We start from the raw sequence: 18,633 nt of genomic DNA on the forward strand, positions 1-18,633 counted from the left end.
GGATCCCAAATGGCCGAACCTGCTATCAACGTGAATGCCGACGCCTATGGCGCGGAATCCATCAAGGTGCTCAAAGGCCTTGATGCGGTACGCAAGCGGCCGGGCATGTATATCGGCGATACCGATGACGGCTCGGGCCTGCACCACATGGTCTACGAGGTGGTCGACAACGCCATCGACGAGGCTCTGGCCGGTCACGCAACGGAAGTCACCGTCACGCTCAATGCCGACGGCTCGGTGACCGTCACCGACAACGGCCGCGGCATTCCCACCGACATCCATCAGGGCGAAGGCGTCTCGGCGGCCGAGGTCATCATGACCCAGCTCCATGCGGGCGGCAAGTTCGACCAGAACTCCTACAAGGTGTCGGGGGGCCTCCACGGCGTGGGCGTGTCCGTGGTGAACGCGCTCTCGACCTGGCTGCGCCTGCGCATCTATCGCAACGGCAAGGAACACTTCATGGAGTTCCGCCACGGCGACGCCGCGGCTCCGCTCGCGGTGGTGGGCGACGCGCCGGACAAGCGCGGCACGGAAGTGACCTTCCTGCCCTCCCCCGGGACCTTCACCATGGTGGAGTTCGACTATGCCACCCTCGAGCATCGCCTGCGCGAGCTGGCCTTCCTGAACTCGGGCGTGCGCATCGTCCTCACCGACAAGCGCCATGCGGAGCACAAGCGCGAGGAACTGATGTACGAGGGCGGCGTGGAGGCCTTCGTGCGCTATCTCGACCGCGCCAAGACCCCCCTGATCCAGCAGCCGGTGATGATCCGCTCCGAGAGGGACGGGATCGGCGTGGAAGTGGCCCTGTGGTGGAACGACAGCTATCACGAGAACGTGCTGTGCTTCACCAACAATATCCCGCAGCGGGACGGCGGCACGCATCTCGCGGGCTTCCGCGCGGCGCTCACGCGCCAAGTGAACGGCTATGCCGAATCCTCCGGCATGACCAAGAAGGAGAAAGTCTCGCTGACCGGCGACGATTGCCGCGAAGGCCTGACCGCCGTCGTGTCGGTGAAGGTGCCCGATCCGAAGTTCTCGTCCCAGACCAAGGACAAGCTCGTTTCCTCCGAAGTGCGGCCTGCGGTCGAGAACGTGGTGAACGAGGCGCTCAACAACTGGCTCGAGGAGCACCCGCAGGAAGCCCGCACCCTCGTCGGCAAGGTGGTGGAAGCCGCCGCCGCTCGCGAGGCCGCCCGCAAGGCGCGCGAGCTCACCCGCCGGAAGGGAGCGCTCGACGTGGCCTCGCTGCCCGGCAAGCTCGCCGACTGCCAGGAGCGCGATCCCTCGAAATGCGAGCTCATCCTGGTGGAGGGCGACTCGGCCGGCGGTTCGGCCAAGCAAGGTCGCGACCGTGCCTTCCAGGCCGTGCTGCCCCTGCGCGGCAAGATCCTCAACGTGGAACGCGCCCGCTTCGACAAGATGCTCTCGTCCCAGGAGATCGGCACGCTGATCACGGCGCTGGGCACCGGCATCGGCCGCGAGGAGTTCAACGTCGAGAAGCTGCGCTATCACCGCATCATCATCATGACGGACGCGGACGTGGACGGCTCGCATATCCGCACGCTTCTGCTCACGTTCTTCTTCCGTCAGATGCCGGAGCTGATCGAGCGCGGGCACCTCTACATCGCGCAGCCGCCGCTCTACAAGGCGACCCGCGGCAAGTCCTCGATCTACCTCAAGGACGAGCGCGCACTGGAAGACTATCTCATCGATGCGGGCATCGAAGGCGCATCGCTCCAGCTCGAAACCGGCGTTGAGTTCCAGGGCGACCAGCTCAAAGGCCTGATCGACGAGGCACGCCTCGTGCGCCAGGTGCTGAACAACCTGCATACCCGCTACAACCGCAAGGCCGTCGAGCAGGCGGCCATCGCCGGCGCGCTGCGCCCCGATGTGGTGGAAGATCCCGAACGCGGCCCCTCGGCAGCCGCCTACATTGCCACGCGCCTCGACGCGATCTCCGACGAGCTCGAACGCGGCTGGACGGGCGAAGTGAACGACGGCGGCTATGCGTTCTCGCGCACCGTGCGCGGCGTGACGCAGACCGCCGTTCTCGACCAGGCCCTGATTGCGAGCCAGGAAGCCAAGAAGCTCGACGAGCGCGCCAAGTCGCTGCAGGACGTCTATGCCAAGCCGGCGAAGCTCGTGCGCAAGAGCGACGCGATGCAGATCGACGGTCCGCTTTCCTTGTTCAACGCGGTCATCGCCTACGGCCGCAAGGGCCTGCAGCTCCAGCGCTACAAAGGCCTCGGCGAAATGACCGCCCAGCAGCTCTGGGAAACCACCCTCGACCGCGACGTGCGCTCGCTCCTGCAGGTCAAGGTGAAGGACACGACCGATGCCGACGACCTGTTCGTGAAGCTCATGGGCGACGTGGTGGAACCCCGCCGCGAATTCATTCAGGAGAACGCGCTCTCAGTGGCGAATCTCGACGTGTAAGCGACGAGTTGACCGTTAAGCCGGTATCGCGAAACGGAAACCAATAGGGCGATGCAGTAAAGCAAACTGCGCCGCCCTTCATGGTTTGATTTATTGCTTTCTGGAGCATCGGACGCGGGAAGTGGATTTGCACTTTGAGATTGAATCCGATGCTCCCTTCCTGGAATGAGTGCATCGAACGCAAGAGTAGGGACTGGTCTTGCGGGAACGATGCTCGAACATTTTGGATTGAACATCTTTCCCGCAAAACCGGTGCCCACTTTTGCGTCCGATGCTTTAATGATCCGATGCCATCTTGAGGCCGATCAGACCGATCAGGATGAACAGGGCGCTCCCGACCCGCAGGGCCGTGGCCTGCTCTCCGAGCACGGCGATCCCCACCAAAAACGCACCGATGGCGCCGATCCCCGTCCAGATCACGTAGGCCGTGCCGAGGGGAAGCACCCTCATGGCGAACGACAACAAGCCGAAACTTGCAATCATCGCCACGATGGTCACGATGCTCGGGACGAGCTTCGTGAACCCCATCGATTGCTTCATGGTGTAGGCCCAAAGGACCTCCAGCAGTCCCGCCACGACCAGATAAACCCAAGCCATTATCATAACCTCTCTAGAGCATCGGACGTGAAAAGTGGATTTGCACTTTTGGGATCCATTCCGATGCTCCCACCATAGAAGAGCGTATCGTGCGAAATTTAGTGTCCCGGGTGGAGCGCATCGTTGAGGTAGATGCAGGTCAGCACCGCAAACACATAGGCCTGGAGGACGGCGACGAGAAACTCGAAGCCCGTCAATGCGACGGTCATGGCCAGAGGAAGCGGCGCGAGCACCGCATATCCGGTTCCCGCCGTGCCCAGCGCCACGACGAAGCCGCCGAAGACCTTCAGGGCGATATGCCCGCCCAGCATGTTGGCGAACAGCCGCAGGCTGAGGCTGATCGGCCGTGACAGAAACGAGATGATCTCGATGACCACGAGCACGGGAAGGAGCCATTGGGGCACTCCCGAGGGCACGAACAGCCTGAGGAAGCGGGTGCCGTGTTTCATGAAGCCGTAGCCGATCACGGTTGCGATCACGAGCATGGCAAGGCCGAACGTCACGACGATCTGGCTCGTGACCGTGAAGGAGCCGGGAATCATGCCCAGCAGGTTCAGGACCAGGACGAAGAGGAAGAGCGAGAACACCAGAGGAAAGAACTTCATTCCCTCCCGGCCCGCCGCATCCTGGAGGGTTCCTGCGACGAACTCGTGCAGCATCTCGGCAACCGCCTGGGAGCGGCCCGGCACGAGGGCCTTCCGGCGTGTGGCCCAGAGAAACCCGCCGACGATCAACACGACGGACAAGCTCATGAACACGGACGCGTTCGTCACGCCGAACTCGACTCCGCCCACGCTCCCGAGAGGGACCAGGGTTTTGACGACAAACTGCTCGATAGGGTTGGCCACCGGGGATGCCTCCGCTTTCAGATCGAAGCCACAGAAACGGCAGGTCATGCCGCGACGGTGGGGCCGTCCCCGATGAAGCGAAGGCCAAGGGTCGTCCCGAGGCAGGGTGGCTATATCAAACCCCACGAGGTTGAGGCAAGAGCATGCAAGAGCATGCAAGAGCATGACGGAGGCTGTTGCGGGAATCGGCCCGGCCCGGCCCGGCGCTCCTGGAGGCCGCCCTGCCTCGGCACGGGGCATCTGCGACAGGCCGCCATCACGCGAAGAGGCAGGCACAAGCCATCATCATCCCGTTCTGACGCTCGCTGAATTCGGCCTCCAATCTCCTTCGGCGGAGCCTGCACCCTCGGCAATGAGTTCGTCAATGAAGGCCCGGAAGTGCGGATTGTGCCGGTTCCTGATCTCGCTCCAGCAGGCTCGCGCGCCGGGAGACGCCATGATGGCCTTGATGCTTTCGCGAATGCCCGACCAGTGCGGCGCATGGATCGTGCGGATTTCGCTCTGCACGTAGACGTTCTCGGCCCGGCGCAGGAAGCTGAGCAGCATGAAGCCGAATTGCACTCGCTCGACTTCGCCGAGCAAGGCGAATTCCCGTCCGGCCCGGATGTAGAGATCGACGAGCGCCTTGTCCTTGGCGATGTCGAAGGAGATCGACGCGAAGGAGTTCACTACCTGCTGGAAGGTCGCCGCCCGCACAGCGCGTGTATTATCCCGGATCTGAATGGAAAAGATGATCAGCGTGAAGATGACGCCGACACCGCTGACGGTCGTGGCAAGCCAGGCGAAGTCCTGCAATGTCATGACGAACCTCATGACCTATCCGAGGCAGGCACCGTGTCGACCTTAGATCCGAGAGATCCGCTGCCGCCACGCACTTTCCCTGGATAGTCCCCGATTGCGGCGATTTCCCCGCCGAGGAGGAGGAGATCGGCGACCATGAGGGTCATGAGCGGCTCTTGAATCCCGCTCATGACGTTTTCGAAGACAGGAGCTAGACTGGCTGCCGCGACGAGGGTCTCGGCCGTCCCGCTCCATGCCCGTGAGGCCCTTCGTCGACCGGCGCACCGGCCGCCTTGGCGCTGCCGGCCACCGCTCTGCGCATCCGGACACGAGGAAGAGGAGAGCCCGCCATGCCCCAACCCCACCTCACCCGTCTTGACGGAACAGGTCTCAGCGGACCGGTCGCCCGAAGTCGCTGGTGGCTCTACGCCATCGGGTTCCTGCTCATCGTGGCCGGATTGGCGGCCCTCGCGCTTCCGTTCTTCGCCAGCCTGGCGGTGGAGGCCGTGGTCGGCTGGGCCTTCGTGATCGCGGGCATTTCCCAGTTTCTCTACGCCCTGCGCACCAAGGGCTGGGGCGGCTTCGTCTGGCAGGTGCTGATCGCGGCCGTCTTCCTGGTCGGCGGCTTCACCCTCATCACCAATCCCGTTGCGGGCCTGATCAGCCTGACTCTGGTGATCATCGCCACCTTCGTGGCCAGCGGTATCCTCAAGATCCTGATCGGCTTCCGCCTCAGGCCCATGGACGGATGGGGCTGGTTCGTGCTGCTGGGCGTCCTGTCGCTCGCCGTCGGCCTGCTGATCTGGAACCGCCTGCCGAGTTCGGCAGCCTGGAGCCTGGGGCTGCTCGTGGGCATCGATTTCCTGTCGACCGGGCTCGTGTTCCTGCGCTTCGGCTATCTGGCGGGCCAGACCTCCCGCATCGCCGGCGCGGCGGCATAGAGCATCAACCGCAAAAGTGGGAACCGGTTTTGCGTGAGAAGATGCTCGAAATATAGACCTAAAGCATCCGATGTGGGTCCGATGTCACGTCCGATGCTGTAGCCACCGCCCCCTTCGCTTTCGTTGGGGGGCACAGGGTAGCGGGGATAACAGCATGTCCCCCACCGGCGTCAGGCCGCGCGGGAGAGCCGGTGCACGCGGCCGTCGTCGCCGCTCGTCTGTGTGCCGGTCTCGTCCTGCGCACGATCCATGGGGCCGCGTCGCAGGGCGACGAGGAACTTGCGCACTTCGTCGGCCAGACGGTCGCCCTGGACGGCCACCTGCCTCGACGTGTCGAGGACGGAACCCGCGAGCTGCTTGGTCTCGGCCGTGTTCTGGCTCACGCTGTGGATGTTCTCCGTGACTCCTTGCGTCCCGACCGAGGTCTGCTCGACGCTGCGCGCGATCTCGGCCGTGGCGGCGGTCTGTCCACTGATGCTCTGCGCGATACGCGACGTCGCGTGATCGATATCCGCCACGATGGTGGAGATCTCGGACACGGCGGACACAGCCGCCGTGGAAGCGGAGCGTAGTTCCGCAATCTCGCTGGCGATCTCGTCCGTCGCCTTGGCGGTCTGGGTGGCCAGCGCCTTCACTTCCTGGGCCACGACGGCAAAGCCGCGCCCTGCCTCGCCCGCCCGCGCGGCCTCGATGGTGGCGTTCAGCGCCAGCAGGTTGGTCTGCGACGCGATGCTGGTGATGAGGCCCACGACGGTACTGATGCGCTCGACGGCGGTGTTGAGGCTGTTGACGATGGCGCCCGTGGATTGCGCCTCCTCGGCGGCCTGCCGTGCACGCATGGCGGAGTGGTCGGCTTCGGTTCCGATCTCCTGCGCGGAGGCGGCGAGCTGCGTGACGGCGGCAGCGACTGTCTGCACGTTGACGGCCATGTCGGCCGCGGTCGAGGCCACGAGGCTGGTGCGGTCGTCCGTGAGGGTCGCGCCTTCCTGCAGCACCGAGGACATGGTGCTCATGTCGGTGGAGGATTCCGAAAGGGTTTGGACGATCGTGTTGATGGCCTGCTCGAATTCCGCCGTCGAGTGGTTGAAGGCCGCCAGACGGCATTCGATGACGTGCGAGGCCTCGTTGATGATCGTCGCGCCGTTGAGCAGCGCACCGTGAAGTCCGTCGGGCTGGATGCGCCGGAAATACTGGTTGTTGCGCACCGCGTCCATCGCGGCCGAGGACTCGCGGATATAGGCGTCGACCCGGTCGGTCGTATCGTTGACGGTGTCGTGCAGCTTGCCCAGGGCTCCGCCTTCCCGGCTCCCGATGATGCGGGCCTCGAAGTCGCCATGCCCGATCCGGTCGATGATGTCGGTCGCGGTCGCGATGGCGCGGTACGTGCGCAGCAGCATCACGCCGCCGAAGATGAATCCGGCATCGGCGAGGAGCACCGTGAGCGAGGGCATGGAGCCGGTGACGGCGGACGCGATGGCCTGTCCGGTGACCGCGAGCGCCGCGACGGCGAAGCCGATGCTTGCCTTAGAGAGAGAAGACAAATTCATCATAGCTGGCCTTGTTCGCGGTGGCGGTTTGCATGAGGTGCCGGTGGGAAGCTGCAAGCCCCTCCTTGGCATTGGGGCAGGAGGCTTCGATGCGGGTGAGTTCGGCGTAGAACGGCGCAATGACCTTTTCCACCACGTCCCGCTTCGGAACCCGGCGGTTGGAGTGATAGCCGCAGACCTTCAGATTGCCGTCATAGGACGGCGTCACATGGGCGAAGACCCAGTAGTGATCGCCGTTGCGCGCCATGTTCTTCACATAAGCGAAGACCTCGCGGCCGTCCTGGATCGCGTCCCACAGGACCTTGAAGACCGCGCGCGGCATGTCCGGGTGACGGATCATGCTGTGCGGCTGCCCGGCGAGCTCCTTCTCGGTGTATCCGGCGATCTCGCAGAAAATCCTGTTCGTGTAGGTCAGCCTGCCTTTCAGGTCCGTTTTCGAGACGATGAAGGAATCGGGATCGAAGAAGATCTCGCGCTGAGTGGGAGTGATCAATTGGCTCATCTACGGCGTTAGAGGAGTGGCGACGGCCTGCCTGGCCCCGCCTATCAAACGCGCCTTCTCGCAAAGCTAGCTTGTGCGAGGCTGAGCTTCCTCCCTGAGAGCCGGAACGCTTATTGCGCAAGCAGCCAGGAGGGCCGCCTGCCGTCGGCGATGCCCGTCGCGGCCGCCTCGACGCAGGCCTCGAGACTTCCGAAGTGGAAGCGCCGTCCGGTGAGTCCGGGACCGTAATGGGCGTATTTGCCGGAATTGGTCATGATCGTCCTCGCGTGCGGCGGGATCACCGGCTCGATGATCATGCACCAGCAGGTATCCGTGACGATCTGAATGCCGAATTGCTCCAGCTCCGCCAGAATGCCGGCCTCGCGCACCCGGTCGTAAGTGGCGCGCCCGCAGGTGACGACCATCGTCACGTCCTTGTGCCTCGCGCGGCCCCGGCACAGGGCCGCGAGCCTCTCGCATTCGCCAACGGAGAAGTGCGGATTGCCGAGCGACACGAGATCGACGGATGCGTCCTGTGCATTGTCGAGTTCGCTCCAGCTCCGCGCGAGGTCCTCGATGCCGACGTCGAGCGCCGGAACGGCGGCCCCGCCGGTCGCCTCCTCCACGCTCGCGGCCTCGGGCGTCACGCCGACGATATGGAACATCGGCGCGCTCGACGTGGTCGCGAAGGCGGCCCCGAAGGCCTTCAGGTCGTCCTGCGAGGGCGAAGCCTTTTCCAACCCGACGATCACGGGAATCCGGTTCGCCGCCAGGAGCCCCACATGGTAGCCGATGAGCGGGTAGAACGAATCGTCGAGCCCGTCGAGCGCCGGAAGATTGATGCGCAGAGCGGCACGGCGGCCGCTCTCGACATGGCACCCGGCCAGCGGCGCGCGGCCGGTGAGCGCGATGCAGATGTCCAGATAATCGGGATATTTCATCGTGCGCGCGCCGAGCACGCTGTTGGCAAAGACGACGGCGTTGGATTCCGCCCAGACGATCTGCTCGCCTCGTGCCGGAGCGCTGTCGAGGAGATAGGGCGCGCAGGTGAAGGTCGGTCTCGCGCCCATGTCCACATAGGCGTCGCCGAGCTGACTCGCGGGTTCTCCGAAGGCGGGATCGATGCCCTGCGCCCGCCAGCGGCGATGATCGACCGAGATGGAATTGAGCGTCGTCGGCACGGCGACCCTTCCGCCCCAGTCTCGCAGCCGCTGCGCGAACCGGAGCGAGCCCGGCCCGGTATAGATGCAGCCGTCGATATGGGCCTGGGTCACGTCGATCAGGCGGTCGGCCCCCTGCAGTTCCGCCATGCGCAGGACGATGTTCATCGCCACCTGTGCGGCCTTGCCGTGCGCGCCGTCCAGGAAGGCCCTGTCGGCTTGCGTCAGCTCCATGCGGGAGGCGGGCGGCGCGGCCGGTCCGCGATCGTCCGACACGGCGCTGAGCTCCTCGGGCCGCTCCGCGCATGCGACGCGGGCGCCGTCGACGCGCGCATGGCGTGCCGCCGTCACCCGGCGGAAATCCTTCGGGTCGAGGATGACGACGGGAATCGACTGCCCGAAGACCTCTTCGGCGATCACGACGCCCAGGGTCAGGATGTCGTCCGCCCGCTCGACCACCATGGCGGCGGGCCCCTTGCCGTTGAGGAGCAGTTCGAGGATCACGCCGCTGCCCGAGCAGGAGCCGCGCCCGCCCGGGATGGCGAGGATCTTGCCCGTGAGGATCCGGCCGCTCAAGGGGTGGTGGCGGTCGATCACCTCGCCGGTGACCGGATCGACACCTCCCCAGAAGCTCAGCTCCACATCGCTGGAAATGACCTCGCCTGTGGCCTTGCCACGAACGAAGGCGATACCCGAGAAGACAGCTTCGTTCATGGCATTTCCTTATCCTTAGCGCATCGTGCGGACCCAGCAGGCCGCGCTGGCGAAAAGTGGGCCCGGTTTTTCGCCAGAACGATGCGCTCGTTCCAGGAAGGGGGCATCGGATTCAATCCCAAAAGTGGATTCCACTTTTCACGTCCGATGCTCTAGTGCGGCAGGAGAGCCTGCAGGTCGTCATAGAGGGCCTTCGGGATGCGCACCCCGTTCGCCTTGCTGCGCTCCCGGGCCTCGTAGCGCCGCTGCGAGGGAAGGCGCGCGCCCTGGCCGACGATGGCGTCGAACATCTTTTCCGCGCGGGCCACGTGCTGCTCCGCATCGGCTCCCAGGAACACCTTGGGATCGAAGGCGAGGATCAGCTCGCCATGGCAGGGGGCGGCGCCCACGCCCTCGTCGAAGGCCATGGATTCCGCGCTCGTCATGTCGCCGATCAGGGGGCCGGCCATGAGCTCGATCATCGCCGACAGCGCCGAGCCCTTGTGGCCCCCGAAGGTGAGCATTGCGCCTGCAAGCGCCGCCGTCGCATCGGTGGTGGGATGACCCTCGGCGTCGATGGCCCAGCCGGTGGGAATGGGCTTGCCCGCGCGCCGGTGCAGCTCGATCTCGCCGCGCGCGATGGCGCTGGTAGCGAAGTCGAACACGAAGGGCGGCCCATCGGGGCGCGGCCAGGCGAAGGCGATCGGATTCGTGCCGAACACGGGCTTCTTGCCGCCCGCCGGCGCAACCCAGCTGTGGCTCGGCGTCATGGCGAGTGCTACGAGCCCGTCCTGGCTGATCGCCTCGACCTCTGGCCAGAGGGCCGAGAAATGATAGCAGTTGTTGATCGCCAGGGCGGCAAGGCCCGTCCGGCGCGCCTTCTCGACGAGCAGCGGCCTGCCGCGCTCGAAGGCGAGCGGCGAGAAGCCGAACCGGGCGTCGACGCGCACGACGGCGGGTGCATGGTCCACCACGTCCGGCACGGCGTTCGGATCGACCTTACCCTCCTTCACGGAGCGCACGCAGCCGAGCAGGCGGTACACGCCGTGGGAATGGCACTCGTCGCGCTGGCCGGCATGGACGACGCTCGCGATGGCCTGCGCATGCTCGTCGGACAGACCGCCCGCCTTCAGGACGTCGATGCTGAGACGCCGGACCTCGTCCAACGAAAGGGAAACTTCTTCGCTCATACCTTGTACCTTGCCTTGCCTTGTTCCATTCGGTTCCGTTGATTTTGCGAAAGCGGATGCTTCTTACATCTGCGGCCAGGTATCCGACAACCGATAGCCGGCCGGCCACGGATCTTCGGGATCGAGCATGTGCTGGTGGGTGCCCGTGATCCAGGCGCGTCCGGAGATCATCGGGATGATGCCGGGCCTGCCGCCCACCGTCACCTCGGCCTCGATGCGGCAGATGAACTCGGAATCGATGATCGAGCGGCCGACGAAGCCGTCGCCCACCTTCAGGATGCCGCGCGCATGAAGCACCGCCATGCGGGCCGAGCAGCCCGTGCCGGTCGGCGAGCGGTCGATCTTGCCGGGGCGCACCACGACGGCGTTGGCCCCGTGCGCGACGCCGTCCCGATCGACGAGCGGCGCCGCGATCTGGCAGAACGAAATGTGGTTCCAGCCCGGAAGCTCGGGATGCCGGAAGCCGATCTGCTCATTGGCCGCGCGGGTGATCTTCACGCCGATCTCCGCCAGGTCCTTGGCCTCGTCGGGGCGGATCGCGAAACCGAGCGCCTTCGCGTCCGCGATCACGAAGCTGTCGCCGCCATAGGCGGTGTCGACCGTGAGCGTGCCCACGCCTGCGACTTCGAGCTTCACGTCGAGCTTGTCGGCGAAGGAGGGCACGTTGCGGACCCTGATCCGCTCGGCCTTGCCGTTCCGGCATTCTGCTTCGACTTCGATCAGGCCGCCCGGCGGTTCGAGAACCATGCGGGTGATCGGCTCCTGCATGGGAATGATGCCGGTGTCGAGCAGAACGGTGGACACGCAGATGGAATTCGAGCCCGACATGGGCGGCGTATCGGCCGGCTCCATGATGATCCAGCCCATCTGAGCCCGGGGGTTCTTCGGCGGCACGAGGAGGTTCACGTGACGGAAGACGCCGCCGCGCGGTTCGTTGAGCACGAAATTGCGCAGCGTCTCGTCCTCGGCGATGAAGCGCGACTGCTCCCAGATCGTGTCGCCGGGCGGCGGCGCGACCCCACCCACGATGACGTCGCCCACCTCCCCTTCCGCGTGGCAACTGACGACATGAACGACTTTCGACGTGCGCATTGAACTCTCCGGGTCAGAGATGGGGTTTGGAACGGGGAGGCCGACGCGGATCGCGCCGCCCGTCGCTCTCAGAGAACGGATTTCAGGAACTCGATCGTCTCGGGCTTCTGCGGGTGTCCGATCACCTCTTCGGGCGTGCCGATCTCGTGGATCAGGCCCTTGTGGAAGAAGGCCACCCGGTCGGAGACATCGCGCGCGAAGCGGATCTCGTGGGTGACGAGGATCATGGTCATGCCCTCTTCGGAGAGCATCTTCAACGTGTCCAGCACCTCGCCGACGAGCTGCGGATCGAGCGCGGAAGTCACTTCGTCGAAAAGCATGTAGTCGGGCGACATGGCGAGCGCGCGCGCGATGGCCATGCGCTGCTGCTGGCCGCCGGAGAGCCTGGACGGGTACACCTTCAGCTTCTCGCCGAGGCCCACATGGGTGAGCTGCCTGACGGCGATTTCCTCTGCCTCCCGCTTGCTCTTGCCCAGAACCTTGCGGAGCGCGAGCATCACGTTCTCGAGGACGGTGAGGTGCGGAAAGGCGTTCCACTGCTGGAACACGATGCCGATCCTCTGGCGCAGCTTGTTGAGATCCGTGCCGCGCGCATGGACGTCGATGCCGTCGACGAGGATCTGCCCGCCCTGGATCGGCTCGAGGCCGTTGATGCACATGAGCATCGTGGACTTGCCCGAGCCCGAGCCCCCGATGACGGACAGGACCTCGCCCTTCTGAACCGTGAGGCTGACGCCTTTCAGCACCTCGAGGGCACCGAAGGATTTCCGAACGTCCTTTAACTCAATCATTTTCACGCCACCGCTTTTCGAGCCGCGCCCCGAGCCGGGCGATCGGGAAGCTCATGAGGAAATAGATCAGGCCTGCAATCGACAAAACGAAGAGCGGCTCCTGGATACGCGTCACGATGACCTGCGACGACCGCAGGAGCTCGACGATGCCGATCCAGAGGACGAGCGCCGAATCCTTCATAACGCCGAGCGTGAGGCCGATCCAGCTCGGGAGCGCGACGCGCATGGCCATGGGAAAGACGATGCTCGTCAGATCCTGAGTGTAGGTCATGCCGAGCGAACGGGCCGCCCGGCGGGTCGTCGGCGGCACGGCGAGGATGCCGCCGCGCACGATTTCCGCGCAATAGGCCGCCGTGTAGAGCGCAAGCACCACGCAGCCCACCGTGAACGCCGTCACGTTGAGCTTGAGGATGGACTTGAACGAATTGGCGAGCACGAACTGGATCAGGAGCGGCACCGAACGGAGGATGTCCAGCACGAAGCCGACCGGAATGTTCAGCCACCACGGCGCGGAGGCGCGCACGAGACCGAAGAGCATCCCCAAGATGGTGCCGCCCAGAACGGCCCAGAAGGTGATGGCAATCGTCGTTCCCGCGCCCTGAAGGAGGAACAGGAAGTCGTTCCAGGTGAGGCTTGTCTCGAACATCGTCGTCTCCTCAGTACCGGAACAGGCGCCAGGCGAAGAGGCGCGACGAGAGCGTGATGAGCTTGGCCATGAGGTAATAGATGACGGCCGCGATGGCGAAGAACTCGAAGGTCCGGAAGGTGCGCACGTTCAGATCCTGCGTGACGCCCGTGAGGTCCGTGTTGAGGCCGACCGTGACGCCCAGCGACGTCATCAGGAGCGCCCAGACCATCTGGTTGGACATGGGATAGAAGACGATCCGGAACATCTGCGGCAGGACGATGAGGCGAAACGCCTGCGGCGCACTCATGCCGAGGGAGCGCGCGGCGCGCGTCTGTGTGTCCGGGATGGCGCGAAGGCCGCCGCGGAAGGTCTCCGCGAGATAGCCAGCGTTGTTGAAGGCGATGCCCGCCAGAAGCGCCACGTAGGAATCGAGATGGATGCCGAAGGAGCCCAGGCCGAAATACGTCATGTAGACCTGGAACAGGGCCGGCGTGTTGCGCGCGAGTTCCACCCAGCCGGTCGAAAAGCCGTAGAAGAGCTTGTTGTTCGACTGGCGGCCGAGCGCCAGAAACACGGCCAGGATGACGCCGATCACCATCGACAGCACGGCGATCTGGAGCGAGACAAATGCACCTGCCAGCATGTCTGGCAGAGCATTCAGAGCCGGGCGCCAGTGAAAGGTATAATTCAGCATGAAGGCGTGCCCCAGAACGGAACAAAATCAAAACGGCCGAGGGCCATGCATGGCCCTCGGCCCTGTGCGGAACGATCAGTAATAGACGCCCTTCACGGTCAGGTCCGGGGCCTCGCCGCCGACCCACTTCTGGAACAGTTCCTTGTAGCGGCCGGTGCGGACCTGCTGGTTCACGAAGAGGTTGAGGTAGTTGAGAAGGCCCTGCTCCTGGCGCAGGCCGATGAGCGAGACGTAATCGGTGACGTAGGGCGCATCGCCCTTCACCACGAAGCCCTTGTACTTGCCGGACTTGGCGACGGAATGCGCAACCGTGTTCGTCACGACCGTCGCGTCGATCTGGCCCTGGGAGAGCGCGAGGAACACGTCGGCCTGGGTCTGGTAGGGACGGAACGATCCGGTGCCCCACGCCTTCACGTCCTTCTCGAGCGCGATCGCCTCGAACGTGCCGGAGGTCGAACCGGTCTTCCTGCCCTTGAGGCTCTCATAGGCGTCGATGCCCGTGTCGTCGCGGGTGAGAACGACCATCTTGAAGGCGAAATAGGGGATCGAGAAGCCGATGGTCTTGGCGCGCTCGAGCGTGTCGGAGGTCGAGGCGACGCCCACATCCGCGCGATCCGAGACGAGAGCCGGAATGCGGTCCGGGAACGGCGTTTCGACGATCTCGGCCTTCACGCCGAGGGCCTTCGCGAGGTCGTTGCAGGTATCGACGTCGAAGCCGATGGGCTGGTTCTTGTCGTCGCGTGAGCCCATGGGCGGGAAGTCGAGCGTCACTGCGCAGCGCAGCACGCCGGAGGCGATGATATCGTCGAGCTTGTCCGCCTTGGCCGGCATGGCGGCGATCATGCCGAGAAGAAGTGCGGCCGCTGTTGTCCTCAGTTTCATCGTTCGTCCTCTGATTGTTGCGTCTCCGACGCCCGGCAATCTCACCCGAGGTCAGGTGACGCAACATCCGCATATTGGATACAATTTGCAATATGAAATGTGTTTCACTACGCCTAATGTCTGAGCGACTGTGCCCAGAGATCAGCCAAAAGAATGAGACAAACATCCTCGAAGGCGCAGCTCTCGAGGCGCGCTAGCGCATCGTGCGGACCCGGCGGGTCGCGCTGGCAAAAAGTGGCCCCGGTTTCTCGCAACCACGATGCGCTTTTTCCAAGAAGAGGACATCGGATGGAATTCCAAAAGTGCAGATCCACTTCCCGCGTCCGATGCTCTGGAACCGGTCGCATGCGTCACCACGCCGGACGCGTCTTCGAAGGCATCTTAGCGAAGCGCAACGGCGTGCTTCGCCTTGAGGGTCACATCAGAAGCGCTGCGCCGAAAACGGCTTCAGGTCGATCGTCGCAGGCGATCCGTCCACCAGCTCGGCCACGAGACGGGATGTGATCGCAGCCTGCGTCAGCCCGTGATGAGCGTGCCCGAACGCATAAAGCACACGCTTGTCCCGCGAGGCCTCGCCGATCACAGGAAGAGAATCCGGAATCGAAGGTCTGAAGCCCATCCAGCGCTTTGCCGGCTGCCCGGTATCCAGATGCGGCAGGAAGCGCTTGAGACGCGTGATCATGGCGGAGGTGCGCTCATGGTTGGGCGGCGCTTGCGTGCCTGCGAACTCGACGGCCCCGCCCACCCGGTCGCCCGTATCGAGCGTCGAGGCGACAAAGCCCTCTCCTTCGAACATGACGGGACGATTGAGACCGAACGCGCCCTTTGCGTAGGTGGCGTTGTATCCGCGCTCGGTATCGAGCGGAACATCATCGCCCAGCTGCTTGGCGAGCTGACGGGACCAGACGCCGGCACAGATCAGCACGCGGTCCGCCGCCACGATCCGCATCGCCGCGTCCGTGTGAACGTGAACGGCGTCATCCGTGGGCCGGATGGCAAGGGCTTTGCCCTCGACGCCCGTGGCGCCGCGCCCGATTGCAAGCCGGAGCAGGTCGGAGGCAAGAAGCGCGGGATCGGACACATGGCAGGATGCCGAATAGAGCACCCCCGCTTCGACATGGTGAAGCGCAGGCTCGAGATCGGCGAGCTCACGCGGCCCGAGAACCTCGAGCGGAATGCCGAAATCCTTCTGTCGGTCGATGATGTCCTGAGCCTGCAGGAAGTGGTTGCGGTCGCGCCAGACCGACAGGATGCCCTTCTCGCGCAGATGCTGGTCCAGCCCAAGCGACGAGAGACGCGCCCTCCAGGCCGGCAGGGCCTGCGCGTTGATCGAGCGAATGGCCGCAATGCTGGATTTGATGCGCCCGGGAGACGAGGCCAGCACGAACCGCACCAGCCAGGGCGTCAGCGCGGGAAGATAGGACGGCCTGATGGTGAGCGGGCCGAGCGGATCCATCATCCATCGGGGAAGGTTTCGCCATGCCTTGGGCGAGGCCAGCGGCATCACGTCCATGTCGGCGATCCAGCCCGCATTGCCGTCCGTCGGTCGCTGCGGATTGTTTCCCGGATCGATGAGGGTCACCTGGTGACCTGTGTCGAGAAGCGCATGGGCGGCCGCAAGGCCGACGATACCCGCACCAACGATCGCAATCCGCATCATGAAACCCGTTGTAGAAGAACCCTCACGGACAGGGGCGGTCCGTTTGGGGCCGCCCCTGACAAGCCTTGTCCGATCTATGCGGAACGGCTCTGGTCGACGACCTGGAAACCATTCGCGAACGGATCGCGGTCGTCGATGAAGATGGTGTTGAATCCGGTGACCCGCGCCCAGCCTTCGATGGACGGGATGATCGCATCGCGGTCGCCCACCTTGGCGCGGCCTTCGATGCGGCCGGTGAAGGTGGAGCCGATGATGCTCTCATGCACGAAGGCGTCGCCCTCCTTCAAGGCGCCGCGCGCAGCAAGATGCGCCATGCGGGCGGATGTTCCCGTGCCGCAGGGCGAACGGTCGATCGCCTTGTCGCCGTAGAACACGGCGTTGCGCGCCGTGCCGCCCGGCGTCTGAGCCTTGCCGGTCCACAGAACGTGGGTCAGGCGATCGATGGCCGGGTTTTCGGGATGCGCGATCCTGTAGCGCGCGTTGAAGGCTTCGCGCAGCTTCGGGCTCCAGCGCAGGATGTCGGACGGATTCACGTCGGCGAGGTCCGCATAGAGCGGCTGTTTCTCGACGATGGCATAGAAATTGCCGCCATAGGCTACGTCGACCATGAGTGTCCCGAGCCCCTCGACCTCGACTTCGTAGCCGGTACCGTAGAGGAACGAGGGGATGTTGGTGATGCGCACGCTCTCGATGAAGGGCCCGTTCTGCTCGTAGCGTGCCTCGACGACGCCAGCCGGGGTATCGAGGCGGAGGAGCCCGGGGGTCTTCGGGTGAATCAGCCCGTTCTCGAGCGCGATGGTCACCGTGCCGATGGTGCCGTGGCCGCACATGGGCAGACAGCCGGAGGTCTCGATGAAGAGAATGCCGACATCGCAATCGGGGCGCGTGGGCGGATAGAGGATCGAGCCCGACATCATGTCGTGGCCGCGCGGCTCGAACATGAGGCCCGTGCGGATCCAGTCGTATTCCGCCAGGAAGTGCTGGCGCCTCTCGAACATGGTCTCCCCTTTGAGCTGGGGGATGCTGCCGCCGCCGACCACGCGGACCGGGTTGCCGCAGGTGTGACCGTCGATGCAGAAAAAGGTGTGACGCGCCATGGCTTCGCTCTTGGAATCGAATTCTTGGGATCGAACTCTTAGGATCGAACTTTTGTCGTGAAGGGTCAAAAAATGAGGCGGAGGAGACCTTCGTCTCCCCCGCCGTAATCGTATCAGGCCGCGGGCTTCAATCCCACATCGGGAAGCGCCGGGCGGTTCTTCAGGGCCTTGTCCATGATCGCCTCGACATAGGCGCGGTCCTGGTCGCCCAGGGCAAGGCGCGGCGGACGGGTAAGCGCAGAGCCGCGGCCCATGATCTCCTCGCAGAGCTTGATGCACTGCACGAGATCCGGGCGGGCATCGAGGTGCAGGAGCGGCATGAACCACTCGTAGAGGGCGCGGGCCTCCTCGTAGCGGGCGGCCTTCGCGAGGCGGAACAGGGTCTCGCCCTCCTGCGGGAAGGCGTTCGACATGCCGGAGATCCAGCCCGCCGCGCCGAGCATGACGCTCTCGACCACCACGTCGTCGAGGCCGGCGAACATCACGAAGCGGTCGCCCACCATGTTCTTCACGTCGGTGAAGCGGCGCGTGTCGCCGGACGAATCCTTGAAGCACACGATGGTGTCGCAATCGGCGAGCGAGGCCAGGATCTCGGGCGTCACGTCGTTCTTGTAGATCGGCGGGTTGTTGTAGACCATCACCGGCAGGTCGGTCGCCTTGGAGACGCCGCGGAAATGGGCGGCCGTCTCGTGCGGCTTCGACGAATAGACGAGAGCGGGCATCACCATGACGCCATCGAGCCCGACGCGCGCGGCCTCCTTGGCGACGTCGGACGCGAAGGCCGTTGTGAACTCGGCGATGCCGGCAATCACCGGCACCCGGCCGCGGGAGACGCCCTTCGCGGCTTCCATGACGGCGATCTTTTCGGAGCGCGACAGAGACGTGTTCTCGCCGACGGTGCCGCAAACGATCAGCCCGGAGACTCCGTCGCGGATCAGGCCCTCCATGACCTTGGCGGTTGCCTCGATGTCCAGGTCGTAATTCGACTTGAACTGGGTGGTCACTGCGGGAAAGACGCCTTCCCAGCCGATTTTCTTCGCCATTGTGCTCCAAGCTCCTGCGATGAGGCGTTGAACTTGGTCAATGTAGATTGTATAAAATCGCCGATGTCAAGCG

At 64.6% G+C, this 18,633-nt stretch carries 17 protein-coding genes; 2 read left to right on the top strand and 15 right to left on the bottom strand.

The window, feature by feature from the left end:
• The first annotated feature begins 9 nt into the window (after positions 1-9).
• Positions 10-2,436 carry a DNA topoisomerase (ATP-hydrolyzing) subunit B gene (gene gyrB / locus AB8841_RS28360; RefSeq protein WP_370439075.1) on the top strand — a complete coding sequence of 809 codons (2,427 nt, stop codon included), beginning with the start codon at positions 10-12 and terminating at the stop codon, positions 2,434-2,436.
• 276 nt (positions 2,437-2,712) lie between these two features.
• On the opposite strand, the gene AB8841_RS28365 is transcribed toward gyrB, so the two are convergent.
• The 3 genes from AB8841_RS28365 to AB8841_RS28375 all read right to left on the bottom strand — a co-directional run bounded on the left by AB8841_RS28365 (position 2,713) and on the right by AB8841_RS28375 (position 4,682).
• Positions 2,713-3,033 (bottom strand): multidrug efflux SMR transporter, encoded by a 321-nt coding sequence (locus tag AB8841_RS28365; protein WP_370439076.1) that lies wholly within the window; start codon positions 3,031-3,033, stop codon positions 2,713-2,715.
• A 98-nt stretch (positions 3,034-3,131) separates the two neighbouring features.
• The gene (locus AB8841_RS28370; protein ID WP_370439077.1) at positions 3,132-3,929 is read right to left on the bottom strand and encodes a F0F1 ATP synthase subunit A; all 798 of its coding nucleotides are present in this window, start codon (positions 3,927-3,929) and stop codon (positions 3,132-3,134) included.
• 237 nt (positions 3,930-4,166) lie between these two features.
• Positions 4,167-4,682, bottom strand: coding sequence for a hypothetical protein (locus AB8841_RS28375; protein ID WP_370439078.1), 516 nt, complete (start codon positions 4,680-4,682; stop codon positions 4,167-4,169).
• A 329-nt stretch (positions 4,683-5,011) separates the two neighbouring features.
• Between AB8841_RS28375 and AB8841_RS28380 the strand changes: the two genes are divergently transcribed.
• The gene (locus tag AB8841_RS28380) at positions 5,012-5,602 is read left to right on the top strand and encodes an HdeD family acid-resistance protein (protein ID WP_370439079.1); all 591 of its coding nucleotides are present in this window, start codon (positions 5,012-5,014) and stop codon (positions 5,600-5,602) included.
• Between the two features lie 170 nt (positions 5,603-5,772).
• Here the strand turns inward: AB8841_RS28380 and AB8841_RS28385 are convergent, their stop codons facing one another.
• The 12 genes from AB8841_RS28385 to AB8841_RS28440 form a co-directional block, all read right to left on the bottom strand.
• Positions 5,773-7,143 (bottom strand): methyl-accepting chemotaxis protein, encoded by a 1,371-nt coding sequence (locus tag AB8841_RS28385; RefSeq protein WP_370439080.1) that lies wholly within the window; start codon positions 7,141-7,143, stop codon positions 5,773-5,775.
• The gene (locus AB8841_RS28390; RefSeq protein ID WP_370439081.1) at positions 7,127-7,651 is read right to left on the bottom strand and encodes a PAS domain-containing protein; all 525 of its coding nucleotides are present in this window, start codon (positions 7,649-7,651) and stop codon (positions 7,127-7,129) included. Before AB8841_RS28390 ends, AB8841_RS28385 begins: the two co-directional genes overlap by 17 nt.
• A gap of 110 nt (positions 7,652-7,761) precedes the next feature.
• Complete coding sequence (locus AB8841_RS28395; protein ID WP_370439082.1) at positions 7,762-9,504, bottom strand: aconitase X; 1,743 nt, start codon at positions 9,502-9,504, stop codon at positions 7,762-7,764.
• Between the two features lie 152 nt (positions 9,505-9,656).
• Positions 9,657-10,673 (bottom strand): Ldh family oxidoreductase, encoded by a 1,017-nt coding sequence (locus AB8841_RS28400; RefSeq protein ID WP_370439083.1) that lies wholly within the window; start codon positions 10,671-10,673, stop codon positions 9,657-9,659.
• Between the two features lie 63 nt (positions 10,674-10,736).
• On the bottom strand, positions 10,737-11,765 hold the full coding sequence (locus tag AB8841_RS28405) for a proline racemase family protein (RefSeq protein WP_370439084.1): 1,029 nt from the start codon (positions 11,763-11,765) through the stop codon (positions 10,737-10,739).
• Between the two features lie 68 nt (positions 11,766-11,833).
• Positions 11,834-12,556 carry an amino acid ABC transporter ATP-binding protein gene (locus AB8841_RS28410; RefSeq protein WP_370439085.1) on the bottom strand — a complete coding sequence of 241 codons (723 nt, stop codon included), beginning with the start codon at positions 12,554-12,556 and terminating at the stop codon, positions 11,834-11,836.
• Positions 12,549-13,202, bottom strand: coding sequence for an amino acid ABC transporter permease (locus AB8841_RS28415; RefSeq protein WP_370439086.1), 654 nt, complete (start codon positions 13,200-13,202; stop codon positions 12,549-12,551). Before AB8841_RS28415 ends, AB8841_RS28410 begins: the two co-directional genes overlap by 8 nt.
• Positions 13,203-13,212: 10 nt before the next feature.
• Positions 13,213-13,878 (bottom strand): amino acid ABC transporter permease, encoded by a 666-nt coding sequence (locus tag AB8841_RS28420; protein ID WP_370439087.1) that lies wholly within the window; start codon positions 13,876-13,878, stop codon positions 13,213-13,215.
• 75 nt (positions 13,879-13,953) lie between these two features.
• Positions 13,954-14,760 (bottom strand): transporter substrate-binding domain-containing protein, encoded by an 807-nt coding sequence (locus AB8841_RS28425; protein WP_370439088.1) that lies wholly within the window; start codon positions 14,758-14,760, stop codon positions 13,954-13,956.
• A gap of 421 nt (positions 14,761-15,181) precedes the next feature.
• Positions 15,182-16,420, bottom strand: a complete 1,239-nt coding sequence (locus AB8841_RS28430; protein ID WP_370439089.1) for an NAD(P)/FAD-dependent oxidoreductase — start codon at positions 16,418-16,420, stop codon at positions 15,182-15,184.
• Between the two features lie 74 nt (positions 16,421-16,494).
• Positions 16,495-17,517: a 4-hydroxyproline epimerase gene (locus AB8841_RS28435; protein WP_370439090.1), complete on the bottom strand. Its 1,023-nt coding sequence runs from the start codon at positions 17,515-17,517 to the stop codon at positions 16,495-16,497.
• Between the two features lie 113 nt (positions 17,518-17,630).
• On the bottom strand, positions 17,631-18,560 hold the full coding sequence (locus AB8841_RS28440; RefSeq protein WP_370439091.1) for a dihydrodipicolinate synthase family protein: 930 nt from the start codon (positions 18,558-18,560) through the stop codon (positions 17,631-17,633).
• Positions 18,561-18,633 lie beyond the last annotated feature (73 nt).

Origin of the sequence: Microvirga sp. TS319, assembly GCF_041276405.1 — a bacterium.
Taxonomy (GTDB): Bacteria; Pseudomonadota; Alphaproteobacteria; order Rhizobiales; family Beijerinckiaceae; genus Microvirga.

Bases quoted from the DNA above. Each gene is read 5' to 3' on its own strand.
- gyrB (WP_370439075.1), top strand. From the start codon at position 10: ATGGCCGAACCTGCTATCAACGTGAATGCCGACGCCTATGGCGCGGAA.
- AB8841_RS28365 (WP_370439076.1), bottom strand. From the start codon at position 3,033: ATGGCTTGGGTTTATCTGGTCGTGGCGGGACTGCTGGAGGTCCTTTGG.
- AB8841_RS28370 (WP_370439077.1), bottom strand. From the start codon at position 3,929: ATGACCTGCCGTTTCTGTGGCTTCGATCTGAAAGCGGAGGCATCCCCG.
- AB8841_RS28375 (WP_370439078.1), bottom strand. From the start codon at position 4,682: ATGACATTGCAGGACTTCGCCTGGCTTGCCACGACCGTCAGCGGTGTC.
- AB8841_RS28380 (WP_370439079.1), top strand. From the start codon at position 5,012: ATGCCCCAACCCCACCTCACCCGTCTTGACGGAACAGGTCTCAGCGGA.
- AB8841_RS28390 (WP_370439081.1), bottom strand. From the start codon at position 7,651: ATGAGCCAATTGATCACTCCCACTCAGCGCGAGATCTTCTTCGATCCC.
- AB8841_RS28395 (WP_370439082.1), bottom strand. From the start codon at position 9,504: ATGAACGAAGCTGTCTTCTCGGGTATCGCCTTCGTTCGTGGCAAGGCC.
- AB8841_RS28400 (WP_370439083.1), bottom strand. From the start codon at position 10,673: ATGAGCGAAGAAGTTTCCCTTTCGTTGGACGAGGTCCGGCGTCTCAGC.
- AB8841_RS28405 (WP_370439084.1), bottom strand. From the start codon at position 11,765: ATGCGCACGTCGAAAGTCGTTCATGTCGTCAGTTGCCACGCGGAAGGG.
- AB8841_RS28410 (WP_370439085.1), bottom strand. From the start codon at position 12,556: ATGATTGAGTTAAAGGACGTTCGGAAATCCTTCGGTGCCCTCGAGGTG.
- AB8841_RS28415 (WP_370439086.1), bottom strand. From the start codon at position 13,202: ATGTTCGAGACAAGCCTCACCTGGAACGACTTCCTGTTCCTCCTTCAG.
- AB8841_RS28420 (WP_370439087.1), bottom strand. From the start codon at position 13,878: ATGCTGAATTATACCTTTCACTGGCGCCCGGCTCTGAATGCTCTGCCA.
- AB8841_RS28425 (WP_370439088.1), bottom strand. From the start codon at position 14,760: ATGAAACTGAGGACAACAGCGGCCGCACTTCTTCTCGGCATGATCGCC.
- AB8841_RS28430 (WP_370439089.1), bottom strand. From the start codon at position 16,420: ATGATGCGGATTGCGATCGTTGGTGCGGGTATCGTCGGCCTTGCGGCC.
- AB8841_RS28435 (WP_370439090.1), bottom strand. From the start codon at position 17,517: ATGGCGCGTCACACCTTTTTCTGCATCGACGGTCACACCTGCGGCAAC.
- AB8841_RS28440 (WP_370439091.1), bottom strand. From the start codon at position 18,560: ATGGCGAAGAAAATCGGCTGGGAAGGCGTCTTTCCCGCAGTGACCACC.